Raw genomic sequence first — 24,177 nt, forward strand, 5'->3', positions numbered from 1 at the left:
AAACAACAATTTAAACCCCAAAAAAATGAAACTACAATTGAACATCCAGCCATTAAACACTTGGCTTGACACGAAAAACGAACCACTAATCATTTCTGGACCATGTAGTGCAGAAACTGAAGAGCAATTATTAACCACTGCACATTTATTAGCTGCAACGGGTAAAGTATCTGTTTTAAGAGCTGGTATCTGGAAACCACGTACTCGTCCGGGAGAATTTGAAGGAATTGGTAGCATAGGATTAGAGTGGTTAAAAAGAGCAAAATTAGAGACTGGATTACCTACGGCAGTAGAAGTAGCTAATGCAAAACATGTTGAAGAGGCATTGGCAGCAGGTGTTGATATCCTTTGGATTGGTGCACGTTCGACTGTAAACCCATTCTGTGTTCAGGAAATTGCTGATGCTTTAAGAGGCGTTGACGTTCCTGTATTGGTTAAAAACCCAGTTAACCCTGATCTTCAGTTATGGATTGGTGCTTTAGAGCGTCTTAATGGTGCTGGTATCACTAAATTAGGTGCTATTCACCGTGGTTTCTCTTCATTCGAAAAAAGCTCGTTCCGCAACGAACCAATGTGGGAACTGGCTATTCAATTGAAAACTTTATGTCCTGATCTTCCAATCATTAACGATCCGAGTCATATCTGCGGTAACCGCGAATTGATCCCTTACATTTCTCAAAAAGCATTGGATTTAGATATGCAAGGTTTAATGATCGAATCACACGTAGATCCTTCGGTAGCATGGACTGATGCTAAACAACAAGTTACTCCTGCTGCACTTGCCGAGCTTGCTGAGCGTTTAACCGTTCGTGAACCAGAATCTAAAAACGAAGTATTTATAGATCAATTGGCTGACTTACGTAAGCAAATCGACAAAATCGATGACCTTTTATTGCAAAAATTAGGTGAGCGTATGGCTATTGTTGGTAAAATCGGTGAATTTAAACGCGATAACCAAGTGACCATTTTACAAGTAAACCGTTGGGATGCTATCATTAAAAAAGGTACTGCATTTGCAAAAGCTTTAAAATTGGATTTAAACTTTACTGAAAAGTTCCTGGAATTAGTTCACGGAGAATCTATTCGTAAACAAACTGAAATTATGAATGCTGGTAAAGCTGAAAAAGGCATTGCAGCAGAAGCACACGCAGAAGTTAAAGCTTAACAATGAGTAAAAACGCAATTGTTTCTTTTAAAGGGATTAAAGATATAAATGCTGAAATTGCCTTAACCGGTTCTAAAAGCGAAAGCAACAGGGCGCTGATCATCAGCGCCCTATCAAAAGGAATCGTTGAAGTCAATAATTTATCTGATGCGGTGGATACAGTGACCTTGAATAATATTCTTAATCAGGTAAAAGCACACAATGGAGATGCCTACATTACTGTAAATGTAGGACATGCAGGTACAGCGATGCGTTTTTTAACGGCGTATCTCTCTATCGCAAATGGTACGTTTCACCTTACAGGTTCTGGCAGGATGAAAGAGCGGCCAATAAAACTATTGGTTGAAGCCTTACAAAAACTTGGCGCTGGTATTAATTATGCCGGGCAGGATGGTTATCCGCCTCTCGATATCAGCAATAGCTTTAAGCAAAGTAGCAGAACGGTTAAAATTCAAGGTGACATTAGCAGTCAATATTTATCTGCACTTTTAATGATTGCCCCTTCTTTGCCATTAGGCTTATCTTTAGAAATTGAAGGTGAATTAACTTCGCGACCATATCTGGAAATGACCTTGAGTATGCTCGAAGAAGCGGGAATTAAACATTCCTGGGATAACCATACCATCCATATCGACAACCAAACTTTCAAATCCTGCAACTTAACTGTAGAACCGGATTGGAGTGCAGCTTCTTACTGGTATAGCATTGTAGCCCTGGCAGATCAGAGTAACATAGCCTTACCTCATCTAAAAGAAAAAAGTCTGCAAGGCGATAGCCAGATCAGGGATATTATGATTCCTTTTGGTGTACGCACTTCGCAAACTGCTAATGGCATTGCATTAAAGTCGGGAACTTCCGTAGCTATAACAGAAGTATTGAATTTAAAGGACTGTCCAGATTTAGCACAAACTATTATTGTTTGTGCTGCAGCAAAGGGCTTAAACCTTTCTTTTACGGGATTAGAAACCTTAAAAATAAAGGAAACCAACCGCGTACTTGCTTTACAGCAGGAGTTGGCTAAAATTGGCGTTTCTTTGATAGAGGATAATGAGGTATATACTCTAAATTGCGACAACCTAAGCTTCCCTAAAAAGGTGCAATTCCACACTTACGACGATCATCGGATGGCCATGGCTTTTGCGCCATTAAGTCTGTTTATCGATGAAGTAGAAATGGAAGATTATCAAGTAGTGGAGAAATCATACCCTGATTTTTGGAAGGACTTGGAGAAAGCAGGTTTTACAGTAAAAGAAGTTTAATTTTAATAAAATATTAAATAATTCTAAAATGGCAGGTAATACATTCGGTCAATTATTTCGCATTACTACCTTTGGTGAATCTCATGGAGTAGCCATAGGTGTTATCCTTGATGGTTGTCCGGCACAGCTACCTATAGATCTGGAATTTATCCAGTCAGAATTGGATAAGCGCAGACCTGGACAATCAAAAATCACCACACAGCGTAAAGAAAGCGATACTGTTCAGATCTTATCAGGAACATTTGAAGGTAAAAGTACAGGAACACCAATAGCCATGCTGATCCCTAATGAAGATCAGCGTAGTAAGGATTACAGTCACAATACCGACGTTTATCGTCCTTCGCATGCGGATTATACTTATGATGCCAAATACGGGATCAGAGATCATCGCGGTGGTGGCCGTTCATCAGCCAGAGAAACCGCAGCCCGTGTAGCAGCTGGAGCGATTGCTAAACTATTGCTGAAGCACCATGGAATTGAAGTTTTCGCACACGTATCTGCTGTTGGAAAAATCGACGCACCTAATTTAGAAGGCGACAACATAGCTGAATTACTGACAACCAGAGAAGATAACATTGTACGCTGTGCAGATCCAGCTACGGCACACCAAATGATCGAGTTTATTGATAGCGTAAGAAAGGATGGTGATACTGTGGGTGGAAAAGTAAGTTGTATCGTTAAAAACTGTCCAGTTGGATTAGGAGATCCTGTTTTCGACAAACTACATGCAGATCTTGGTAAAGCGATGTTGAGCATTAATGCCGTACATGGTTTTGAATATGGATCTGGCTTTGGGGGGAGTGAAATGAGAGGATCAGAACACAATGATATCTTTTTGGCAAATGAAGGTCAGCCAAAAACACTGACTAATTTTTCAGGGGGCATACAAGGTGGCATTTCTAATGGAATGGAGATCAACTTTACCGTTGCTTTTAAACCTGTTGCTACGATTATGCACAACCAACAAACCATTAATGCTGCCGGTGAAGCCGCAGAAATTAAAGGGAAAGGCAGACATGATCCATGTGTAGTACCTAGAGCGGTAGTTATTGTGGAAGCAATGGCTGCATTGGTACTTGCAGATCATTTGCTTAGAAACAAAACGAGCAAGCTTTAATAGCTTGCTCGTTTTCTTTTATTTAAAAAATAGCTGGATACTTGCCAGGGTTACTTTCATTCATCATACTGTAAATGGTTTCAATCACGTCATCTACAGAAGGTTTGCTAAAATAATCACCATCAGATCCATAAGGCGGACGATGTGCCTTTGCACTCAGCGATTTAGGCTGTCCATCCAAGTGATAGTATCCTTTTTGTTCTTCCAGAATCTGTTGCAACAAGAAAGCAGTTCCACCACCTGGCACATCTTCATCAACTACCAATAGCTTGTTAGTTTTGGCTAAGGATTGCGCACAAATATGATCCGTATCGAATGGCAATAGAGTCTGAGGATCTACAATCTCGATAGATATGCCTAACTGTGCTAGCTCTTCAGCTGCTTCCTCTACAATTCTTAAAGTAGAACCGTAAGAAACCACAGTAATATCAGTTCCTTCTTTAATTACCTCAGCTTTTCCTAGCGAAACAGTATATTCACCTACATTTTCCGGTAATTTCTCTTTCAAGCGGTAACCGTTCAAACATTCGATCACCAATGCAGGCTCATCAGATCTAAATAAGGTATTGTACATTCCGGCAGCTTGTGTCATGTTACGCGGTACGCATATATGTAAACCTCTAAGTGAGCCAAGGATCATTCCCATTGGCGAACCTGAATGCCACACGCCTTCTAATCTATGTCCACGTGTTCTGATAATAACAGGCGCTTTTTGACCTGCTTTAGTACGATATGACAAACTCGCCAGGTCATCACTTAATATATTAATTGCGAACAACAAATAGTCAAGGTATTGAATTTCGGCAATTGGACGCAAACCGCGCATAGCCAAGCCTATTCCCTGCCCTACTATGGTCATTTCCCTGATACCTGTATCCGTAATCCTTAGATCACCATATTTGGCTTGCAAACCAGCAAAACCCTGATTTACATCACCAATAGCACCTAAATCTTCACCAAAAGCTACCAATCGCTGGTCACGGGCAAAGTTAGCGTCAAAGCAGGCGTTCAACAATTCGCGCCCGTCAACCATTTTACTTTCCTCGTTAAATACAGGTTTCAATTCGTTTACTAAAAATGGACTATCCACCCCATCAGTAAACAATTTAGAATTGTACCTGTCTTCATTTAATCCAATCTGCTCATTATACCAGGTTAAAAGGTTGTGTCTGCCTGTCGAAGAATCTTTTACAGTTAAACGCAAAGCCTTTCTTGCCGAAGAGATCACTTCTCTTCTTTGGGCATCCGGGGTATTGGCCAATTGAATTGAAATTTTTATAATCGCAGGATCGCCATTGGCCATAGCATTAAGTAACTCAATAACCTGATCTTTTTCGGCCTTTATAGAGCCTAAAAATTCATTCCAAGCTTCTTTCTGAGTTTCACGAACCATTTTCTTGGCCGCATTTTCAAGTTCAACTATTTCTTCCTCGGTAATGATTGCTGACTCCAGCATCCATTTACGCATCTGAACGATACAGTCAAACTCTTTCTCCCACTCCAATCTTGCCTTATCTTTATACCGTTCATGAGAACCAGAAGTAGAATGACCTTGTGGCTGTGTCACTTCTGTTACGTGAATCAATACAGGAACGTGCTCATCCCTACATATATCTATTGCACGTTGATAAGTCTCGCATAAAGCTGGATAATCCCAGCCTCTTACTTTAAATATTTCGTAACCAGCAGCATTTTCATCACGCTGAAAACCTTTCAATATTTCAGAAATATCTTCTTTTGTTGTTTGATACTTTGCCGGAACAGAAATTCCGTAACCATCATCCCAAACAGACATCGCCATAGGCACCTGTAAAACACCGGCTGCATTGATGGCTTCAAAAAACACACCTTCTGATGTAGATGCATTTCCTATTGTACCAAATGCCACTTCATTTCCTTGTACAGAGAAATTCTTTAAGTACTCCAGTTCTGGATTTTGTCTGTATAGCTTAGAAGCATAAGCTAGTCCAACTAACCTTGCCATTTGTCCACCTGTAGGCGCAATGTCTGAAGAGCAATTCTTCATCTCTGTTAAATCTTTCCAACTACCGTCCTCTTTAATGGTGCGGGTTGCAAAATGACAGTTCATTTGTCTCCCAGCGGACGCAGGGTCTGCTTCTACACTTGGATTAGCATATAACTGCGCAAAAAATTCTTTTATTGTACAAATACCGGCTGCAAAGGCGAATGTCTGGTCTCTGTAATAGCCAGAGCGCCAGTCGCCATTCTTAAAGGCCTTTGCCATGGCAATCTGAGGAAGCTCCTTGCCATCACCAAAAATTCCAAACTTAGCCTTGCCGGTCAACACTTCCTTTCGTCCCAATAAACTAGCCTGTCTACTTTCAAAAGCTATTTTATAGTCGTTTACAACTATAGTTTTGAAGTCATCAAAACTTAACTCCGAGGCGTCTATTGGATTTGTGGTAAGTTTACTATTTGGCATCATAAGCAAATCAATTATGCGGCAAAGATACACAAAATCTAAAGTATGACTTAACAGTGAATGGTAATTTATATCATGGAATACTTTTTGTATTCTAAATGAAAACATTAAATTTGTTCTAAAACTACATTAAAATGAGAAAAATAATTCTGCTATTTACGTTATTCCTAGGTATAAGTGTTGCTACTAACGCACAATCAAAACCTGCTGAATTCAAATTTGACAAGGAGAGTCATGACTTCGGAAAAATTCCAGTGAACAAGCCAGCTACAATTGAATTTAAGTTCACAAATATTGGAGATCAGCCTTTGATTATTACCAAAGTTGAGACTACGTGTGGATGTACTGTTCCTGAGTATACGCAAACACCAATTAAAAAAGGTGATGCAGGTGTAATTAAAGTTACTTACAATCCAACAGGCGCAGCACTTCCATTTAGCAAAAGCATTACAATTACTTCTAATGCAAAAACGACTACCAAGGTATTGTACATTAAAGGTGAAACTATAGCTGCAGCCAGCAAATAAAATTCAAAACATACTTTTGATTAAAACCTCGTTAATCAACGAGGTTTTTTTATTTTTGCACCTATAACTAACTTATTATTACGGGACTTTATTTTCCACCATGCCAAATATCTCAGAAAAAGGGCTACAAATGCCTGCTTCGCCCATAAGAAAACTAACTCCATTTGCTGATCAGGCAAAAAAGGAAGGTAAAAAAGTTTACCATTTAAACATTGGTCAACCCGACATTGCTACACCTGAGGGCATGCTGAATGCCATTAAGAATATTGATTTTAATGTTTGGGCCTATACCCCATCTGAAGGAACTTTAAGCTACCGGACAAAACTTACTGAATACTATAATAAATTAGGGTACAACATTACGCCCGAAGATATATTGGTTACGGTTGGCGGTTCTGAGGCCATTACTATTGCGATGCAAACCTGCGTTAATGAAGGTGATGAGATCATCATTCCTGAGCCTTTTTATGCAAATTACAATGGCTTTGCATGTATGAGTAATGTGGTTGTAAAACCAATCTTATCTCATATTGAAAATGGTTTTGCACTGCCTGCAATTGAAGAGTTTGAAAAACTGATTACCGATCGTACAAAAGCAATCATCATTTGTAATCCAAATAACCCTACTGGCTATTTATATTCAAAAGAAGAATTGGAAGCCTTAAAAGCTTTGTGCTTAAAATATGATCTATTCTTATTATCAGATGAAGCCTACCGTGAGTTTTGCTATGATGGCAGGGAATTTATCTCGCCAATGCATATGGATGGTCTGGATGAAAATGTAGTTGTTTTAGATACGGTCTCTAAGCGTTACAGCGCTTGTGGCGCAAGATTAGGTTGCTTAATTACTAAAAACAAAGAGATCATTAAATCAGGACTAAAATTTGCTCAGGCAAGATTAAGTCCGGGTATGGTTGAGCAAATTGCAGGTACCGCTGCTGTTGATACGCCTGACAGTTATTTCGAGGAAGTAAACAAAGAGTATACTTTACGTAGAGATACGCTTGTAAAAAGGTTAAATGACATGGATGGTGTATTTTGCCCCAATCCGGGTGGCGCATTTTATGTAGTCGCTAAATTGCCTATTGATGATGCTGATCAGTTTTGCCAATGGATACTGCAAAGCTTTAGTAACAATGGTGAAACGGTGATGATGGCTCCTGCGACTGGCTTCTACTCGACTACAGGTTCCGGAAAAAATCAAGTAAGGATGGCATATGTGCTAAATACCGACGATTTGAATAAGGCTATGGATTGCCTTGATATTGCTTTAAAACAGTATCCTGGTAGAACTTTGGCATAATTTTCTTATATTTGTGTGCTGATGGTTGGAAAGGAGTTGTTAACCACACACCATCCGGGCATTACTGGGGTCGTATGGATTTGACAGGGTGAAGCTAAGTATGTTAGCATGCAGTGCGTTGTACGGAGAGCACTTAAAAGAGAACGTTCACACTATAATTGGCGAAAATAACTACGCCTTAGCTGCTTAATTTAGAATTAAATAGCTTTTGTCCCTCTGACTGCTGCGATGTTAGGTTAGAATATGGGGCATCGAAATAACAACGCTGGCAATTGTAAGGTACGGTACAGTTGCGAGATAAAGTACCTAAGGTGAACGGTTAGGTCGGTTTCCAGCCCGCCAGATCCCTACAATTAATTGGAAAATAAGCATGTAGAAGGCATAATTTATCACACAACTGGACAAGGGTTCGAAACCCTTCGACTCCACAAAAAAGGGATGATTGTTAAATCATCCCTTTTTTATTTATAACAGACCTGCACTTATTAGTCAGTCAAAAGGTTATACGCTACCGAAAGATTATGGGACTCATAGCTCTTTGGGTAAATCTTCCGCTTTCTTTATGATTTCCCTGATAATGGAATCCAGCTCGCCCGCCGAACGCATAAGATGCAGCAAAGACTCTTTCTTTGAACGCTCGTCTTCATTATTATCCAATAGGATTTTGGATAATCCCATAACACATGCTAAAGGTGCTCTTACCTCATGGGCTTGCATCCAGGCAATTTCCCGCAAACGATCAATACCATCCTGGGTTTTGAGTTCTTCTTCCATCCGTTGAGTTACGTCTCTTGAATTCGCCACGATACCAGCTACAACCGGATCTTCTGTCATATCTGTAATGATCGTCTCTATCCAATGATAATGACTATCAACACCTTTAAAGCGGAAAGGCATAATTTTAACCCTTTTTTGTTCGTTCAACAAACCAAACTGACTGATGACCTTTTCTTTGTCATCTTTATGAATAAAGTCAAATGCATTTTTTCCTATAAGCTGTTCAGGATCTATCCCTAAAATAGATTTCGAGGTAGGGCTAACATATTTATAATTGCCGGTAGGATCGAGTATGGCTACTAAATCAGATCCATCCTGTACTAGCGCTTTAAACCGCTGCTCACTTGCGGCCAGGGCACGCTCAGATTTCAATTTCTCCGTATAATCAATTGCGAGTACCAGCATAGCTGCCTTACCTTCAAAAGTTACCGCATTAGCCTCTACACAAATGTGCATGAGCTCTCCGGATTTTTTCAGATGCCTTACCATTCTCGCCTGGAATATCCCCGTTTTAAAGGTGTCCTTCAATATTTCACCTAACTCTTTAACATCCGCTGCCGGTCTGATGTCTTTTATCGTCATCTCAAGAAATTCTTCTTTACTATAACCGTAGTGTTTAACTGCTGCATTATTCACATCTAAAAATTGAAGGGTTTCAGCATCAAACACCCATTGGGGCAATGGACTCAAATTAAACAGTTCCAGGTATTTTTCTTTTTCCTGCTGCAGTTGTTCTTCTCCATGTTTTCTTTCCGTGATATCTCTAAAATAAAGCGACAAGCCTTCATCAGAAGGAAATGCAGATACCTCAATCCAAATATTTAAGCGTGAGAAATACTCATCAAACCTTACTGAAATATTTTCATCAACCGCCCTGTGATACTCAGAATAAAACTTTGTTGGTATGGCATCCTCATATACCTCCCAAATATTTTTTCCTATCATATACTCTCGCGACATGAGTAATAGCCGCTCTGCTTCCTTATTCCAATAGGTCACCACCCAATCTCTATCCAACGCCATAAAGCCATCTGTAATACTTTCCAGAATGTCCGATATCCTGTAGTGGTAATCGTCCAATTGTTTTTGTGTTTTCGTAATAGCGGTGATGTCCTTAGCTATCACATGTACGCCAATTACTTCCTGGTTAATCACAATAGGAAGATTGGTCACATTTAGCATCCGATGCGTGCCTTTTGCACTGATTGTCCTGATGTCGAAATTCTGGAGTTCGCCATGAATGGTCTTTTTGAAATGATCATGTGCTTTTTCAAGATCTCCAGGTGCTATAAAGGGTGTAAAGGAAAGCTTAAATAGCTCTTCCTCCCTACATTCAGTCAGATCAATTAATGCTTTGTTGGCGCTAAGGAAATTTCCTTCGGGATCAAGCGTAAAAACTGCGTCAGGATAATCGTCGAAAAGAGGGTGCTGAAAACTATTTTGAGTCAGAAGCATATTGTTTAACGCTATTTGTTGATCATCGTTAGTTATCACTTGAGTGGTATCCGTCAGATTGTGAACAATAAACTTTATCTTTTCTTCATCATCCAACAATGGAAAGGTATTAATTTCCCAGTCAGCCACATTATAATTGGATGCCTTTTTAGACTGCATCGTATCTTCCAGTGCATTTTTCAGGCTTTTCATTCCCTTTGGACCCCAAATGGAAGGCCTATGGTAAATCGTTTCAAAGATCCCTTTTCCAATCAGATCAGCACGATTGGCCTTTATTACGTCAAGAAACGGCTTGTTTACAGCTGCAATTGTAAAATAGGGACTGTTGGGTAGCAGCACCATATAACCATTTGGAGAAGATCTAAAAACAGAAGTTACATTTTCTAGCGTTAACATATTACATTTTCTAATCACGGTGAAAATAATTTACGTCTGGCATAATTAATCTCTTGTTGAAAGGAGTGACTAATTGTTACGGGCTCTTGATGTTCATTTGTAGGGGAGATGAATGGTGAAAACAGCTCCCTGATCATTTTCTGCAATGATGGTGCCACCATGTGCAGTAATGCATTGTTTTACAATCGCCAGCCCAAGTCCGGTTCCGTTATTTTTATTTGTGGTCACAAAGGGCTCAAAAAGTGTTTTAATAATCTCAGGATCAATTCCAGGTCCATTATCCCGGATCATGATAGACAACTGATCTTTTATTTCATCAGCACTTACTATAATTCTAATAACAGGGTGGGCTATCTTTTTGTTTTGAAGGACCTCGAGGGCATTGTTTAACAGATTCATCACTGCCCTTTTGATTTTCCGCTCATCAAGCTGCGCAACCAGGTCCGCAGGAATTGCCATATGAATGGCTATCTGCTGTTGGTTACTAGTACCCAATGCAAGGTTTACCGCTGTCTCAATTACGTACTTAAAGTTTACGGTTTCTTTTTTCACCGGGCTTTCCCTAATAAAATCTAAAAAGTCCTCGAATATTTCAGAGGCCTGCACTGCGCATTGATCCAGCATCGGGATCAAATCCCTTGGCTCATTTTCATCCTGCATCATCGTGGTGATGATCCTCATATTTTTGATGGGCGAGCGCAGATCGTGCATCACCATCCCGATGGCTTTGCCTACGATAGAAAGTTTTTCTTTTTGGATCAGTTTTTCGGTTAGTTCGGCGTTTCTAATGGCCTGTGCTGCATTTTGCACAAACAATTTGAGCAGATACATTTTCTCTGTTTTCAACTTCTCCTGTTTTTGCAGTACTGCAAAAACAGAGTAACTGTCTAACCGTGCCAGCACCAGTTCATCCTGCTGCACCACTTCATCCGGCTCAATTTTAATAGTTTTCACCCTGGTAATTAGCTCATCCAGGTTTATCTTTGAATCAATCGCACCGATGGAAAGTATTTTTTCGTAACTAAAATCGTCATTTAGTTTGCCTAGTAAAGCCATGTCTGTACCTACGGACATAGCCAACTGTTCCAAAATGTTTTTAAACAGCGCGTTTAACTGGTGCTCATTTAAGCCAATGGAGGATATCGATTCAATCAATTTCTCCAAGCTACGCAATCGGTCATAATCTGTTATCGCTTTGGTGGCAAGCAATATTATTTCCTCTGCAGCATAAGGCTTACAATGATAACCTACGTTTTGCCCTGCCTTATCTACAATATCCTCTATGGAGCGGTCGCTGTAAGCAGTGATAAAAATAATTTCAGCCTGGCTATCATGTTTACGGATCTGCATAGCAGTCTCGACCCCATCCCAACCAGGCATCCTGATGTCCAGAAAAATTACTGCATAGGGCTGGTTTGCAGCTATCGATTTTTTCACCAGTTCAACCCCATCCATTCCATTCGCAGCTTTATCTACAGTAAAAACAGGGATTTTACTGGTGCGTGGAATCAGTATTTCTTGCGGGGTATCAAATAAAATACTGGCTGCTTTACTGATGTTACTGTCTATAACGGCAACTTTTCTGGGCACCAATATTTCTTCAATATTATCACGCACCATTTCTTCATCGTCGATCACTAATACGGATGTATTTACTTGGTTCATTATAAAAAATTTAGGGAAGATGAATTGATAAATTTAACTGGCAAACCTGATCAGGGTTGTTGCACCCCGGTTAGCGCCTTCGCTTTGCACGTCTATGGAGCCTGCATGGCTCTCTATAATAGACCTGCAATTGTACAAACCCAAGCCGGTACCCGTGTCTTTAGTGGTAAATCCCCGCTCAAAAATCCTGGCTGCCGTGTCGGTGTCGAAGCCCTTACCGGTATCCTGTATGCGCAGCTGTAGCATTTTATCTTTCAACTGCAAATCAATAGTGATTCTCTTTTGGGGAGCATCCATGTCAATTGCCTCTACACTATTTTTAAGCAAGTTTAAAATCACCTGCATCAGTTTGGTGCGGTCACCTTTAATCATTGGCATTTGCTCAGCAGCATTAAAATTTAGGGTAATGCCCTTTCTATCATAAGAAGCGAACAGCATGGACTGACAATCATGAATAATCTCTTTCAGATTAACAGCTTTGCGTTCCGGTGCACCATGACCAGTTACATAATGGCGCTGTATAGTCAAGATCTCCTGAATATGGCTGATGATATTGAACTGTTCGGCAATGGAGCCATTGGTTTCTTCGTAGCTATCTTTTTGCGTTTTGGTAATTCCTTCCATTAAATTCACCAGTGCTTCGGCTTTTTCCTGACCCAATGCAGTATCTAAAGCAGCTTGCTGTCCTTTTAGAAACAGGACTATATTTTCCAGGTTCGCTACATTGTTCTGTTCCATGGAACGACTGATACGTCTCAAATAAGAGCCAAAACCAACTACTGCATTGCCTATATCGTGCAGTACTTCGGATGCGATTTCGAATTTCCCTTGTGCCACGGCATTATCCAACTTAGCCTGTTGCATGGCTTTTTCTTCTAGGTACTTATTGGTAAGATCTTCAAAGCCAATAATGATACAGTCCTCAAACATTTTAGTAATGTTGAACTGGAAATGCTTTTCGAACTGGTCGTTTGGAGAAGGTAGTTTAAAACAGTGCAAATGATTGTAAATAATCTGCCCCATGGGGTCTTTGTAATCCTGAATTTTTTGGGAAAGTCCTGGGAAGATACAATCAAGCATTGGGTAAATGTGCTCCGTATCAATCTGGTAAATCTCAAATAAGGGATTTAACAAGGCCTGCCCCATTAAATTCAACCTTATTATTTTACCATTCTGGTCAACTTCTACCAATCCGATAGGTGCATAAGTAAAAATGGCATTAAATTTTTGTTCAGAAAGATCTGATTGCTCCATGAGATGATTGCTTGATCATTAGTAAAACTGCGTCTACTAATGCATAAAACCAATCTAATGTTTTTAATTTACATATAAAAGTATTTCTCCCGTACTCTCCCATCTTCTTCAGTTCCCATAGAAAGAAAAAACAGATCATGAGGGCGTTTTTTTGTTTTATAGACACTACCTAGCTTAAAATTCTAACTGCTTTTTTGCTCCTTCCCAACCAATAATGGCTGTTTTTCTTGTATTTCCCCACATATACCCGCCAAACACACCTGTAGATTGAATTACCCGATGACAAGGAATTAGGAATGCAACAGGGTTATGGCCAATTGCTGTACCTACTGCTCTCGAAGCATTTGGGCTTTCAATTTGATTAGCAATAGCTCCATAAGTGGTTAGCCGCCCCAATGGGATTTTCAAAAGTGTTTCCCACACTTTTAATTGAAAATCAGTTCCTTTTAGGTGCAGTTTGATTTCGTTAAGTTTCGACCAATCCTGACTGAAAATATAGAGTGCGTTTTGCTGAATTAAATCAGTATTTTGTTTGAAATAAGCATTTGGAAAATGGTTTTGCATCATTGAAAAAGCAACGGCTTCATTATCGGAGAACGCCATATAACAAATTCCTTTTTCAGTAGACGCCACCAGAATATCTCCAAAAGGACTTTCTGCAAAAGTGTAATTAATAGTCAGTGCTTTTCCTCCATTTTTGTATTCGGCAGGCGTCATCCCTTCTATGTTGATAAACAAGTCATGTAATCGCCCTGTCCCCGAAAGTCCTGCTTCATGAGTAGTTTCAAACAACGTTGCTTGATTTTCTTTCAAAAGCGTTTTAGCATATTCTACAGTTGTATATTGTAGAAATTTCTTTGGACTCGTTCCTGCCCATTCGCTAAAAAGTCTTTGGAAATGAAATGGGCTTAAACTAACTTCCTTTGCAACCTCATCAAGATTGGGTTGCGTTTTAAAATTTGCTTTGATATATGCTATTGCTTCTGCAATTCGCTTATAATTGATATTTTCTTGTTCAGTCATATATCATAATTCTTATAATCCAAAGGTCGAAAGAAATTTTTGTTATAAACACCCGAAACTTGCTGATCTATGAGATACGAAAATCTCTCCCCTATCTCAAAAGTCATTATTCTTCCAAAAAATCATTGCTATAATGATAAGTTTTAAAGAAGTGCTGTGGGAATATGCGTTTAAATATTTTACCTTGCGTAGAATTCAACAACTAAGCAAAGGGGGAATAATTATAATGGTAGCCTATGGCGCATTTACTGACCAACAGTTACTGGATTTTCTTAAACAAGGCGATCAGAAAGCCTTTAATGAAATCTATGATAGGTATGCGCCCAAAATATATCATCAGGTAAACCAAATGCTCCGAGATGGAGAAGCATCCAAGGATGTGGTTCAAGATCTTTTTATTAAGATTTGGGACAAATGCAATAACATCAGGACAGAAGGCAATTTGGCAGCATATTTATACATTGCTGCGCAAAACAACGTATTAAAGTTCATTAGAAAAGGTCGCCTAAAGAGTGACTACCTGAATTCACTAGCACAATTTCAGTATGAAATCATGGAAGAACAAGGTCCTGATTATGATGTTGAAATATTATACAGCCTGATTGAAAAGGAAATTAGCCAACTTCCAGGAAAAATGAAGACCATCTTTGAACTCAGTCGCCAAAAGGACCTTTCTTATAAAGACATTGCCGCACAGCTGGGTATTGCCGAAAACACGGTCAGAAAACAAGTTAGCAATGCCCTCAAGATCATTCGTACAAATGTAGATAAGTATGGAAACACAGGGCTCATTCTCCTTGCCCTAATGCGCCGCTAAAATTATTTTATTTTTTTTCTACTACTTTTTGAAGTCTATGGGTAATACTTATACATCGACAAATAAAAGCAACCTATAAATAGCATGAATACCAAAAAAGCGGCAAATCTTTTAGATAGATATTTACATGGTAAAGTAAATAAGGAAGAGGAAGCATTAGTGCAATACTGGTTGTTGAGCGAAATCAAAAAAAATGAGTCAGAAGAAGAAGATCAGACTTATCCGCAAAACCACATTGAAATGTGGGACACCATTTCAAAAACTATAAACACTAAAAAGATTAACCTTTGGCCACGCATTTCTGTGGTGGCAGCTGCTATTGCTGTTATATCGATGAGTATCTGGTTTTACTCCTCTCGTCCTGTAATCGTAACCCCAGATGCTAAAATTGCAAATCAAACCGATATTGCACCAGGAGGTAACAAAGCAACTCTGACACTAGGTAACGGTAAAACCATACAACTTAGCAATGCAAAAACAGGGCTGGTTATTGGTAAAGATTTAAGATATAATGATAACACGGCTATCAATTCTACAGCACAGACTAAGGAGAATGAAATGGCCAGTATAACTACACCCCGAGGCGGAACTTACCAAATCCAGTTGCCAGATGGCACCAAAGTTTGGCTCAATGCAGCCAGTAGTTTGAAATTTCCTTCTACATTTGCCAATGTCACTGAACGTAAGGTCGAGTTAAAGGGTGAAGCCTATTTCGAAGTCGCAAAAGATAAAAAACACCCTTTTATTGTTAAAAGTGCAGATCAGGATGTAAAAGTATTGGGCACACATTTTAACATCGATGCATATGAAGACGAAGCAAGTGTAAAAACAACGTTATTAGAGGGAAGCATCTATGTAGTCAATTCAATAGAAAAAACTGGAAAAACACTTATCCCTGGTCAACAATCAATTATTTCAGGCCATACGATTTCAATTAATAACCAAGTAGACCTAGAAGAAGCCGTAGCCTGGAAAAATGGCTATTTTAATTTCAATGAGAGCCTGGAAAGCATCATGAATAAAGTATCCAGATGGTACAACGTTGATGTTATTTATGAAGTAAAACCTGCATCTGACCCCTTTGTAGCAAAGATCTCAAGAGCAAAAAGTCTTTCTGCTCTATTAAATATTATAGAAAAAACCGGAGATGTTCATTTTAAAATTGAAGGAAGGAGGGTAATTGTGACGAAATAACTACCTAAACAATTATAAGGCTAGAATGCTAAAAAGCCAGAGGTGCTGCAAACACTCCTGGCCAATGATTGGCATTTAGTCAACAATATTTTCTACAACAGTATCAACTTTATAACCAAATCAAATGTATAAAATATATACCAAAAAACCGGGTATACCTTTGGGCTATATCTATAAATTCCTGCTCATTATGCGACTAACCACCGTTTTATTAATAGCAACTGTAATGCAAGTCAGTGCCACTAGCTTTGCACAAAAAATAACAATCAATAAAAAGAATGCCTCTCTTGATATGGTTATAAATGACATTCGTCAGCAAAGCGGTTTCGATTTTATTTACAAGCTAGACTTATTAAAGAAAGCAAAACCTGTAACGATAAATGTTAAAAATATCGATCTGATTGATGTTTTAAAACAGTGTTTTAAAGACCAACCATTTACCTTTTCTCTTGTGGATAAAACCGTTATCCTGAGAGAAAATGAACGTGAAAAGGCTACACTAAATATCGTCTTGGAAGGAAAAGTAACTGATACCCTTGGCCACCCTATTCCAGGTGCAACAATTAAAGTGATGCAAACCGATTTGTTTACCAAGACAGATGGTCAGGGAAAATTCAGATTAAGCTCTGTACCTGCAGATGCAGTCCTACTGGTCTCTTATGTAGGTTACAATACCAAAAGAGTAGCCATTGCTGATTTAAAAAGACCAATTTCAATCATACTCCATGAAGGGCTAACTCGCTTAGAGGAAGCAGTAATTATCAGTACTGGACTACAACAACTTAGTAGAAATGTTGCAGTTGGTTCTGTTGCGATTGCTACTGCAAAAGATCTGGAAAATTCTGGGATAACCACATTTGACAAAGCGCTTGCAGGAAAACTTCCGGGTGTATATGTGAGAAGTGTAACTGGTCGTCCAGGAGAAACGGGACAAATTATCATCAGAGGTGTAAATACCCTTACTGGTAATGTTGAGCCATTGTATGTGCTTGATGGAATGCCATTACAAGAGGGAGAAGTTTCTGGAGGTATGAATGCCCTGATTTCAAATGGTATTGGAAATATTCCTCCTGAAAATATCGAAACGATCACTATTCTAAAAGATGCCACAGCAGCCGCCATTTATGGATCAAGAGCTGCAAACGGTGTAATTGTGATTACCACAAAAACAGGTAAAGCAGGTAGCGATTATATCAATTATTCAGGAAAATTCGGCATTACACAAAAGCCTGAAAATAAGTTCAAGTTTATGAACAGTCAGGAAAAGATTGGATTTGAACGCGATTTATATAACAATTTCCACATGTCTTACGAGAGAAGTGGCCGTGTTGGTCAGTTGCTAAACCTAGTCGAGAATGGCGCTATGACATCGGCGGAGGCAGAACAAAAAATTGCACAGCTCGGTCAAACCAATACCAACTGGATTGATGAGTTGTATAGAAATGCCTTTAGTCAGTCTCACAACATTAGTATGAGTGGTGGAAATACAAAAACAACCTATTTTACATCGCTTAATTATCAAAATTCGCAGGGTAGCCTAATCGAAAATAAGTTTCAAACAGCCGGTTTTAACATGAAGCTTTCGAGGTTCATTACTAATAAATTGTTAGTTAATCTGAACCTATATTCCACCATCAAGAGAAATGTTGAGGGGCAGGCTGGCATGGATCCATTCAAATATGCTGTATTTGCCAATCCTTATGAGAAACCTTATAATGTCGATGGTTCTTATGCTGCTGACATGACGTATAGGGAGATTCCTTATACCATAGGAACTGCCCCTGCATTACAATACACTAATTTTAATATTCTGAGGGAATTGAGGGAGAATAAGCTAACTAATAACTATGGGAATGTGCGTGGACAAATAGGTGTTGAATATAACTTTTTGAAAGGGTTTAAGTATACCGGAAACGTATCAGGATCTTACACTAGTGTGCATGATAAAGATGAATCTTATGCTGGGACCTATAGGTCATGGATAAATAACTGGCTAAATAAATCTTCTTCAAATTCCAATGTCTTATCCGATTATAACCGTGGTTTTCTGGAGGAAAAAACTGGAAGAACAATGGACTATACCGTCCGGAATACGCTTGAATATATGAAAAAAATAAATAAACATTTTGTTCAGGCATTTACAGCTTTTGAATTTGGCGCTATTCTTAACGACAGGTTTAATCATTTTAATCCCATTTATTTACAGGAATATGCCATTGCCGGCTATCCAAGCTGGGACTTGGTTCCTGACACAAGGTTCATGAATCTTGATCTTTCCAGGTTTGGCGGTACATCGACCCGCGAAAATAGAAATGCCTCTTACATCGGATCATTGGTATATTCGTATAATGACCGTTATGTATTTAATGGAAATCTAAGATATGATGGAGTGGATATTATTGGTTCTAACAATCAATTCTCGCCACTTTGGTCCGCCGGTGTAAAATGGAATGCGCACAATGAAAGCTTCTTAGAAAAATACAATTCCATAATCAGTCGTCTTGTCCTTTCAATGGGTTATGGCTATCGTGGGAGTATCAACAGAAGCGCTTTGCCTTTCCACACTTATACTTTAGGAACAAACGTTTACAACAACATTGCTGTGGCACAGGCATTCGCTTATGGAAATCCTGTGATTAAATGGGAAAAGAAACAAGAGACCAATTTAGGCGCCGAAATTTCCTTATTTAATGGAAGAATCAACACGGAGTTCAGGTATTTTAAAGAAAAGGTTAATGATTTACTGGACAATACCACCACTCCCCCATCCGTAGGTAGACCATCGGCAATTGTAAACATTGGTACAATGAGCAATAAGGGTTTTGAGATATCTGCTAGATTTGAAGCCATTAAAACCAAAGATTTGCTTTGGGAAGTAAGTGGAAACATTACCCGGGTTAAAAACAATTTGGATAATATTTTTGAGAAAACTGTACCAAACATTGCCAATTCAGCTACCAGAAATATTCAAGGTTACCCGGTAAATGGATGGTATGGCTATAAGTTCTCTCATGTTGATCCCGAAAACGGAAGTTTAATGGTATATGCCAAAAAGAAAAAAACAGAACTGGTAGGCACAGAAGTAGTAACGTCCTATACGGATGAACTAGTAGATCTAAGTAAAACATCAACCGCTGTGCTGCAATCAGATTATGTTACCTCTTACTTGGGACATAGGGATCCGGAACTTTATGGTGGCTTTAGTACCCGTTTTATCTACAAGAGTCTTGAGTTTGCTACTACTTTTGTACTTGCTACAGGCAATCAAATTATGGGCTTCAGAGATAGACGTGAAGGACCTACTTTAAATCCTGATGACATTACAGCAAGCAGAACCAACAGGCTTAAGGAGAACCTTAACAGATGGGCTCAGGTTGGAGACATTACAAATATTCCGCTCTATAAAAACGGCACCTCAAGTTATACACAATATTTAATTTCTACTGACCTGGAAAAAGGAAATTATCTAAAATGTAATGAAATGTCATTCTCTTGGAGAGCTCCAAAAAGCTTGTTAAAGCAAACGGCATTAAAAACGCTAAAAGCCACGTTGGTTGCTAACAATTTATTCATGGTAAGTAACTATAGTGGTACTGACCCGGAAACTCAAACCACTTTTGGGTATCCAAACACCAAAGCATATACCCTTTCATTAACTGTAGGATTTTAAAATTGGAAGTCATGAGACATAAAATAGTTATTACATATTTGATCCTGGTTTTCGGACTTTTTACAGGTTGTAAAAAATACCTGGATCTTCCCGCAAAGAACCAACGTACAGTAACCACCGTTACGGATGTAAAGGCCCTGTTAGGTGCCTACCTTCGTGGGGTGGTTACTCCGAGAGTGAAACCATTATATGGTCAGATCGTCCCGGCCTGCCCTACGCTTGCCACACTCATGTTTGGCGCTTATTCAGATGACATCGATTTCGAATCCGGACTTCGAACCAGCTATATGATTCCCAACAACTTCTCGATGCCTACAGAAAAAGGCTATGCTGATTTATTGTTGTGGAACCAGCAGGCTACATCTACGATGTTGTGGTCACATCATTATGAAATTGTTGGCTTTTTAAACAGCCTAATTGATCAGATTGGTACAATAAAGAATGTAAGTGATACAGAACGGGATCAATTGCTTGGCGAAATGTACGCCAATCGTGCTTACTCTTTATTTAAGCTGCTACAATATTATGGTATATACAATAAAGCTGATATGGGTATCCCTATTTATCTACATACTGGAGAAGGTGTACTAGGTATCAAACCAAAGCGTGAAACCCATGCCGGAGCGTATAAAATAATTTTAGAAGACCTGAATAAAGCGTTAGAAATGGTGAACCGTACCATTCCGGCTACTGGATTTAGCGCGTTATACAATAAACGTTACATCAGCCATCTGTTGGCACAGGTGTATTGGTACAAAGCTGAATCTCCAGCCAAAGAAGCCGGTGACTATGCACAGGTTAAAACACATAGCCTTGCAGCCCTGGAATCGGTAGATGCATTAATACCTACTACAGCTTTGGCCCGCATGAATGCATATGCAGGAAAGGATGCTAACTATCCAGTCATTTTTCAACAGAGCAATACGCAGAGCGTCTTTTCACCCATTTATGGATCAGAATTCCAATATATAGGATTTGCGCCATTCAACATCCCCTTAAACGCAGACTTTTCGGCTTTATTTACCAGCACAGATATCCGCGTAGAGAACTATTTTAACACGAACCCGGCAAGGGCAGGTGGTAAAATAGGCGCAGCTGGAAAGATATTAAACTGGGGCTGGCCATCTGACGGTGTGGCAGATGGAAGTACTAAAGGCGGGCACACCTGCATATTTAAGCCAGAGGAAGCTTACATGATGCTGATAGAAGCCCAATACCGCTTAGGTGCCGAGGGCGATGCTCTAATTACGTTAAATAAATTCCGTGCTTTTAGGAATGCAGGAAATTTTACAGGCTTAAGTGGTGCTCCCCTACTGCAAGAAATTATCAACGAAAGAAGAAGAGAATTCTTTGGTGATACTGATAAACGCTGGTTGGATTTGAAACGTTATGCCAATAAAACCATCACCAGAAATCTCACCTTTTTCAACAAGCAGTATAACATCACGGTTGCACCAAACGATTATCGCTACGCATTACCGATACCTCTGGTAGAAATACAAGAAAATGGAAACCTTGTACCTAACCCAGGCTGGGGATTAATTGAATACTAATTTTTATTTCAAACAACGATGAAGATGAATATTAAAAATTTTATTACAAGCGCAATCATAAGCACTGTGGTATGCTTTTCGGGCTGTAAACAAAGTGAATTTGATTATAAAATGGTAGAGTTTAATGCGGAGGATGTTAATTCTATTGTCTTTTCTGCTGGTACCAACATGCTGATTGCAGATGGTAAGGCCACTTTAAAATTTATTGTAGAAACCTATAAAGACGTCAAAAAATCCGATGGCAGTGTGGTTAAACAATTGTTTGACTATAGAAAACTTCCTGCAGGAACGGTTAAAATTTACGAAGAAACTACCAATAAAGAAATCGGGTTAACCTTCAATACTTCAACTGCGGTTGCAGGGTCTAAACTTAGATTTTATGCTCAGGTGGGTAACATCAAATCGCCGGTAAAGGAAGTAACCATAAGGGCTACTCCACCGGTTTTACCAACGTTATATGTTGATGTAATTTTCCATGTATGGGAATTAAACCCTACCAATGTGGCTTATGATCTTTCTTCTTTTCAGCCTACAAATTATTCAGATATAGTAAATGGCTTGAAAATTATGAATGACATCATCAACAATAAAGTAGGTAATGCACCAAATGGTGCGGCAGCTAATATCGAGTTCAGACTAGCGGCTAAAAATGTAGCCGGGCAAACTTTACAATTCCCGGGCTATGACAGGATTGTTTACAGTGATGAAATCAAAGTGACCCCTACGGCACCAACAATTGTCTTAGCTGATTTTGTTGATTACATCAATAAAAATACGACCAAGTTTATCTGGAATCCAAAAACATACTTAAACGTCAACATATTTCCATATGGTTCTAGTAGTGGTGCGGGGAATTTAGCTCCGGCAAAACAGTTAGCCGCGGGACCAGGCGAAATACTGATACCTGGTGTTACCGCAATTGCTACGAATGCAGATGATTTCGTGACAACTTTTCAAGCAGCAACGGTTTTTATGCCAAATACAGTATACAGACCAGGTTTCGAGCGTAGAATTGAAATTTTCAATTCTATTGGTAGCTTCTACGGTTTATTTTCAACATATTTTGCTGCTGGTCGCCTTTACTCTGATTTTTGTCAGGATACACCCGAGTATGTAGGTACTGGCTCTGATCTTACAACTAACATTCAAACAGCAATAAATGGGGAAAAGTTCTTTCTTGAGAATGCAATGGATGACAATCGCTATCCAAGCGCCCATAACTCCATCACCCTCGATCAGGTAAATAGAATGCGCTCAGTGATGTTAAGGTGCCCTGGACGGATGAATTCTAAAACACAATAAAAATTAGTAACCACCTAACTATTTATTAGATATGAAACGCAATTTATTAACATTAGCACTAAGCCTCGGTATTTTGACCGGGGCAACTGCTCAAAACCGCGAGATCTCGTTTAAGGAAGCCGACTGGAAAACTCAGCTGGCCACAGCCAAAAAAGAGAAAAAGATTATCTTTTTCGATGCCTATACCACTTGGTGTGGGCCATGTAAAATGATGGCTAAAGATGTTTTTACTAAAGACAACGTAGCCGATCTATTTAACCAAACTTTCTTAAATGTTAAGTACGATATGGAAAAAGGTGAAGGCCCTGCATTAAAAGATAAATTTGAGGTAAGCGCCTACCCTACTTACCTGTTTATTAATGGTGACGGAGAGGTAGTACACAAAATCGTGGGTAGTATGTCTGCTCCAGAATTTATGGAGGAAGCAAAAAAAGCTTTAAACCCAGGAAGCACGGCATTTGGACTGGCAAAAAAATTCAACAGCGGCGATCATTCGGAAGCTACTGCTTTGGCTTATATGGAAGCACTTGATAAAGCTTACGAAGCTGATAAAATGGGTGCTGTAGCAAAAGTATATTTCGATGGGCTTCCAAAAGCATCTTTAATGGAAGCTAATAATTGGAATCTTGCATTAAAATATCTGAATAACCCAGCAGCTCAGTCTTTTGCTTATTTATATAGCAATAAAGCTGAGCTAGAAAAGAAATATGGCGCTGAAAAAGTGAACGCATATTTCCAGAGAACAATGAGCTCATCTGTATACGCCATTAAAAGAGCCTACGAAAAGAAGACTGATCTAAAGGCTGCCACTGAAAAAGCTACGGCCATAAGGAAATTGTTAAGCAATGGAACTGATTACTCAAAACCAATGCTTGCTCAACTGGAGCTTATTGAATTTGCGGCGACAAGCAAATGGGACAAGTTTATAGCAAAAGTAGATGCAGTTTGGGAAGATTCGGATTTTAAAAATAAAGCTGGTTTTGTAATTGGTGCTGCTAATGATTTAGTAACCGCAGCTCCTGCACAATACTATAAACATGCCTTAAGCTGGGCAGATCAGGTAGAAAGCAGTAACCCTAACCTATTTGCTAATATCCAACTGGCAGATCTTAGAAAAAGAACACTAAAAAAACAAGGTAAAACTGCTGAAGCGGAATTAATGGCTACTAAAGCACAAGACCTGAGGAAAGAAGCATCCCAGAAAGGGCAGATGACCCCTCCAATGATGAAAGATTAAAAAACAACTTATAATAAATA

16 protein-coding genes and 1 other RNA gene are annotated in these 24,177 nt (G+C 39.2%); 12 read left to right on the forward strand and 5 right to left on the reverse strand.

The genetic code is table 11. From position 1 onward, the window contains the following. Nucleotides 1-25 precede the first annotated feature (25 nt). From FBD94_RS09410 to aroC, 3 genes are read left to right on the forward strand one after another with little or no spacing between them, the layout of a single operon-like run. The gene (locus FBD94_RS09410) at nucleotides 26-1,165 is read left to right on the forward strand and encodes a chorismate mutase (RefSeq protein ID WP_131610326.1); all 1,140 of its coding nucleotides are present in this window, start codon (nucleotides 26-28) and stop codon (nucleotides 1,163-1,165) included. Nucleotides 1,166-1,167: 2 nt separating this feature from the next. After that, the gene (aroA, locus tag FBD94_RS09415; protein WP_136880017.1) at nucleotides 1,168-2,424 is read left to right on the forward strand and encodes a 3-phosphoshikimate 1-carboxyvinyltransferase; all 1,257 of its coding nucleotides are present in this window, start codon (nucleotides 1,168-1,170) and stop codon (nucleotides 2,422-2,424) included. A 28-nt stretch (nucleotides 2,425-2,452) separates the two neighbouring features. After that, complete coding sequence (aroC, locus tag FBD94_RS09420; protein ID WP_136880018.1) at nucleotides 2,453-3,541, forward strand: chorismate synthase; 1,089 nt, start codon at nucleotides 2,453-2,455, stop codon at nucleotides 3,539-3,541. Nucleotides 3,542-3,563: 22 nt separating this feature from the next. Here aroC and FBD94_RS09425 read toward each other — a convergent pair whose 3' ends face one another. Further along, nucleotides 3,564-5,987 (reverse strand): alpha-ketoacid dehydrogenase subunit alpha/beta, encoded by a 2,424-nt coding sequence (locus FBD94_RS09425; RefSeq protein ID WP_136880019.1) that lies wholly within the window; start codon nucleotides 5,985-5,987, stop codon nucleotides 3,564-3,566. A gap of 131 nt (nucleotides 5,988-6,118) precedes the next feature. Here FBD94_RS09425 and FBD94_RS09430 point away from each other — a divergent pair, with 131 nt between their 5' ends. From FBD94_RS09430 to ssrA, 3 genes are all read left to right on the forward strand, one after another. Beyond that, on the forward strand, nucleotides 6,119-6,511 hold the full coding sequence (locus tag FBD94_RS09430) for a DUF1573 domain-containing protein (RefSeq protein WP_131610322.1): 393 nt from the start codon (nucleotides 6,119-6,121) through the stop codon (nucleotides 6,509-6,511). 100 nt (nucleotides 6,512-6,611) lie between these two features. Next, nucleotides 6,612-7,814 carry a pyridoxal phosphate-dependent aminotransferase gene (locus FBD94_RS09435; RefSeq protein WP_136880020.1) on the forward strand — a complete coding sequence of 401 codons (1,203 nt, stop codon included), beginning with the start codon at nucleotides 6,612-6,614 and terminating at the stop codon, nucleotides 7,812-7,814. Nucleotides 7,815-7,880: 66 nt separating this feature from the next. Continuing rightward, nucleotides 7,881-8,245: a transfer-messenger RNA gene (ssrA, locus tag FBD94_RS09440) on the forward strand. A 97-nt stretch (nucleotides 8,246-8,342) separates the two neighbouring features. Here the strand turns inward: ssrA and FBD94_RS09445 are convergent. From FBD94_RS09445 to FBD94_RS09460, 4 genes are all read right to left on the reverse strand, one after another. Then, entirely contained in the window at nucleotides 8,343-10,442 is a 2,100-nt protein-coding gene (locus FBD94_RS09445; RefSeq protein WP_136880021.1) for a PAS domain-containing protein, read from the reverse strand. 93 nt (nucleotides 10,443-10,535) lie between these two features. Continuing rightward, nucleotides 10,536-12,107 carry a hybrid sensor histidine kinase/response regulator gene (locus FBD94_RS09450; protein ID WP_136880022.1) on the reverse strand — a complete coding sequence of 524 codons (1,572 nt, stop codon included), beginning with the start codon at nucleotides 12,105-12,107 and terminating at the stop codon, nucleotides 10,536-10,538. A 33-nt stretch (nucleotides 12,108-12,140) separates the two neighbouring features. Beyond that, on the reverse strand, nucleotides 12,141-13,361 hold the full coding sequence (locus tag FBD94_RS09455) for a sensor histidine kinase (protein WP_136880023.1): 1,221 nt from the start codon (nucleotides 13,359-13,361) through the stop codon (nucleotides 12,141-12,143). Nucleotides 13,362-13,535: 174 nt separating this feature from the next. Further along, nucleotides 13,536-14,384, reverse strand: coding sequence for a bifunctional helix-turn-helix domain-containing protein/methylated-DNA--[protein]-cysteine S-methyltransferase (locus FBD94_RS09460; RefSeq protein WP_136880024.1), 849 nt, complete (start codon nucleotides 14,382-14,384; stop codon nucleotides 13,536-13,538). 133 nt (nucleotides 14,385-14,517) lie between these two features. Here FBD94_RS09460 and FBD94_RS09465 point away from each other — a divergent pair, with 133 nt between their 5' ends. The 6 genes from FBD94_RS09465 (at nucleotide 14,518) to FBD94_RS09490 (ending at nucleotide 24,157) form a co-directional block, all read left to right on the forward strand. Further along, nucleotides 14,518-15,201 (forward strand): RNA polymerase sigma factor, encoded by a 684-nt coding sequence (locus FBD94_RS09465; RefSeq protein WP_136880025.1) that lies wholly within the window; start codon nucleotides 14,518-14,520, stop codon nucleotides 15,199-15,201. Nucleotides 15,202-15,285: 84 nt separating this feature from the next. Next, on the forward strand, nucleotides 15,286-16,395 hold the full coding sequence (locus FBD94_RS09470; protein ID WP_136880026.1) for a FecR family protein: 1,110 nt from the start codon (nucleotides 15,286-15,288) through the stop codon (nucleotides 16,393-16,395). A 124-nt stretch (nucleotides 16,396-16,519) separates the two neighbouring features. Further along, complete coding sequence (locus FBD94_RS09475; protein WP_136880027.1) at nucleotides 16,520-20,065, forward strand: SusC/RagA family TonB-linked outer membrane protein; 3,546 nt, start codon at nucleotides 16,520-16,522, stop codon at nucleotides 20,063-20,065. Between the two features lie 11 nt (nucleotides 20,066-20,076). Then, nucleotides 20,077-21,618 carry a RagB/SusD family nutrient uptake outer membrane protein gene (locus tag FBD94_RS09480; RefSeq protein ID WP_136880028.1) on the forward strand — a complete coding sequence of 514 codons (1,542 nt, stop codon included), beginning with the start codon at nucleotides 20,077-20,079 and terminating at the stop codon, nucleotides 21,616-21,618. Between the two features lie 24 nt (nucleotides 21,619-21,642). Continuing rightward, on the forward strand, nucleotides 21,643-22,920 hold the full coding sequence (locus FBD94_RS09485; RefSeq protein WP_169472263.1) for a M43 family zinc metalloprotease: 1,278 nt from the start codon (nucleotides 21,643-21,645) through the stop codon (nucleotides 22,918-22,920). A 31-nt stretch (nucleotides 22,921-22,951) separates the two neighbouring features. Further along, nucleotides 22,952-24,157 carry a thioredoxin family protein gene (locus FBD94_RS09490; RefSeq protein WP_136880030.1) on the forward strand — a complete coding sequence of 402 codons (1,206 nt, stop codon included), beginning with the start codon at nucleotides 22,952-22,954 and terminating at the stop codon, nucleotides 24,155-24,157. Nucleotides 24,158-24,177 lie beyond the last annotated feature (20 nt).

Source organism: Pedobacter hiemivivus (assembly GCF_005144565.1).
Lineage (GTDB): Bacteria > Bacteroidota > Bacteroidia > Sphingobacteriales > Sphingobacteriaceae > Pedobacter > Pedobacter hiemivivus.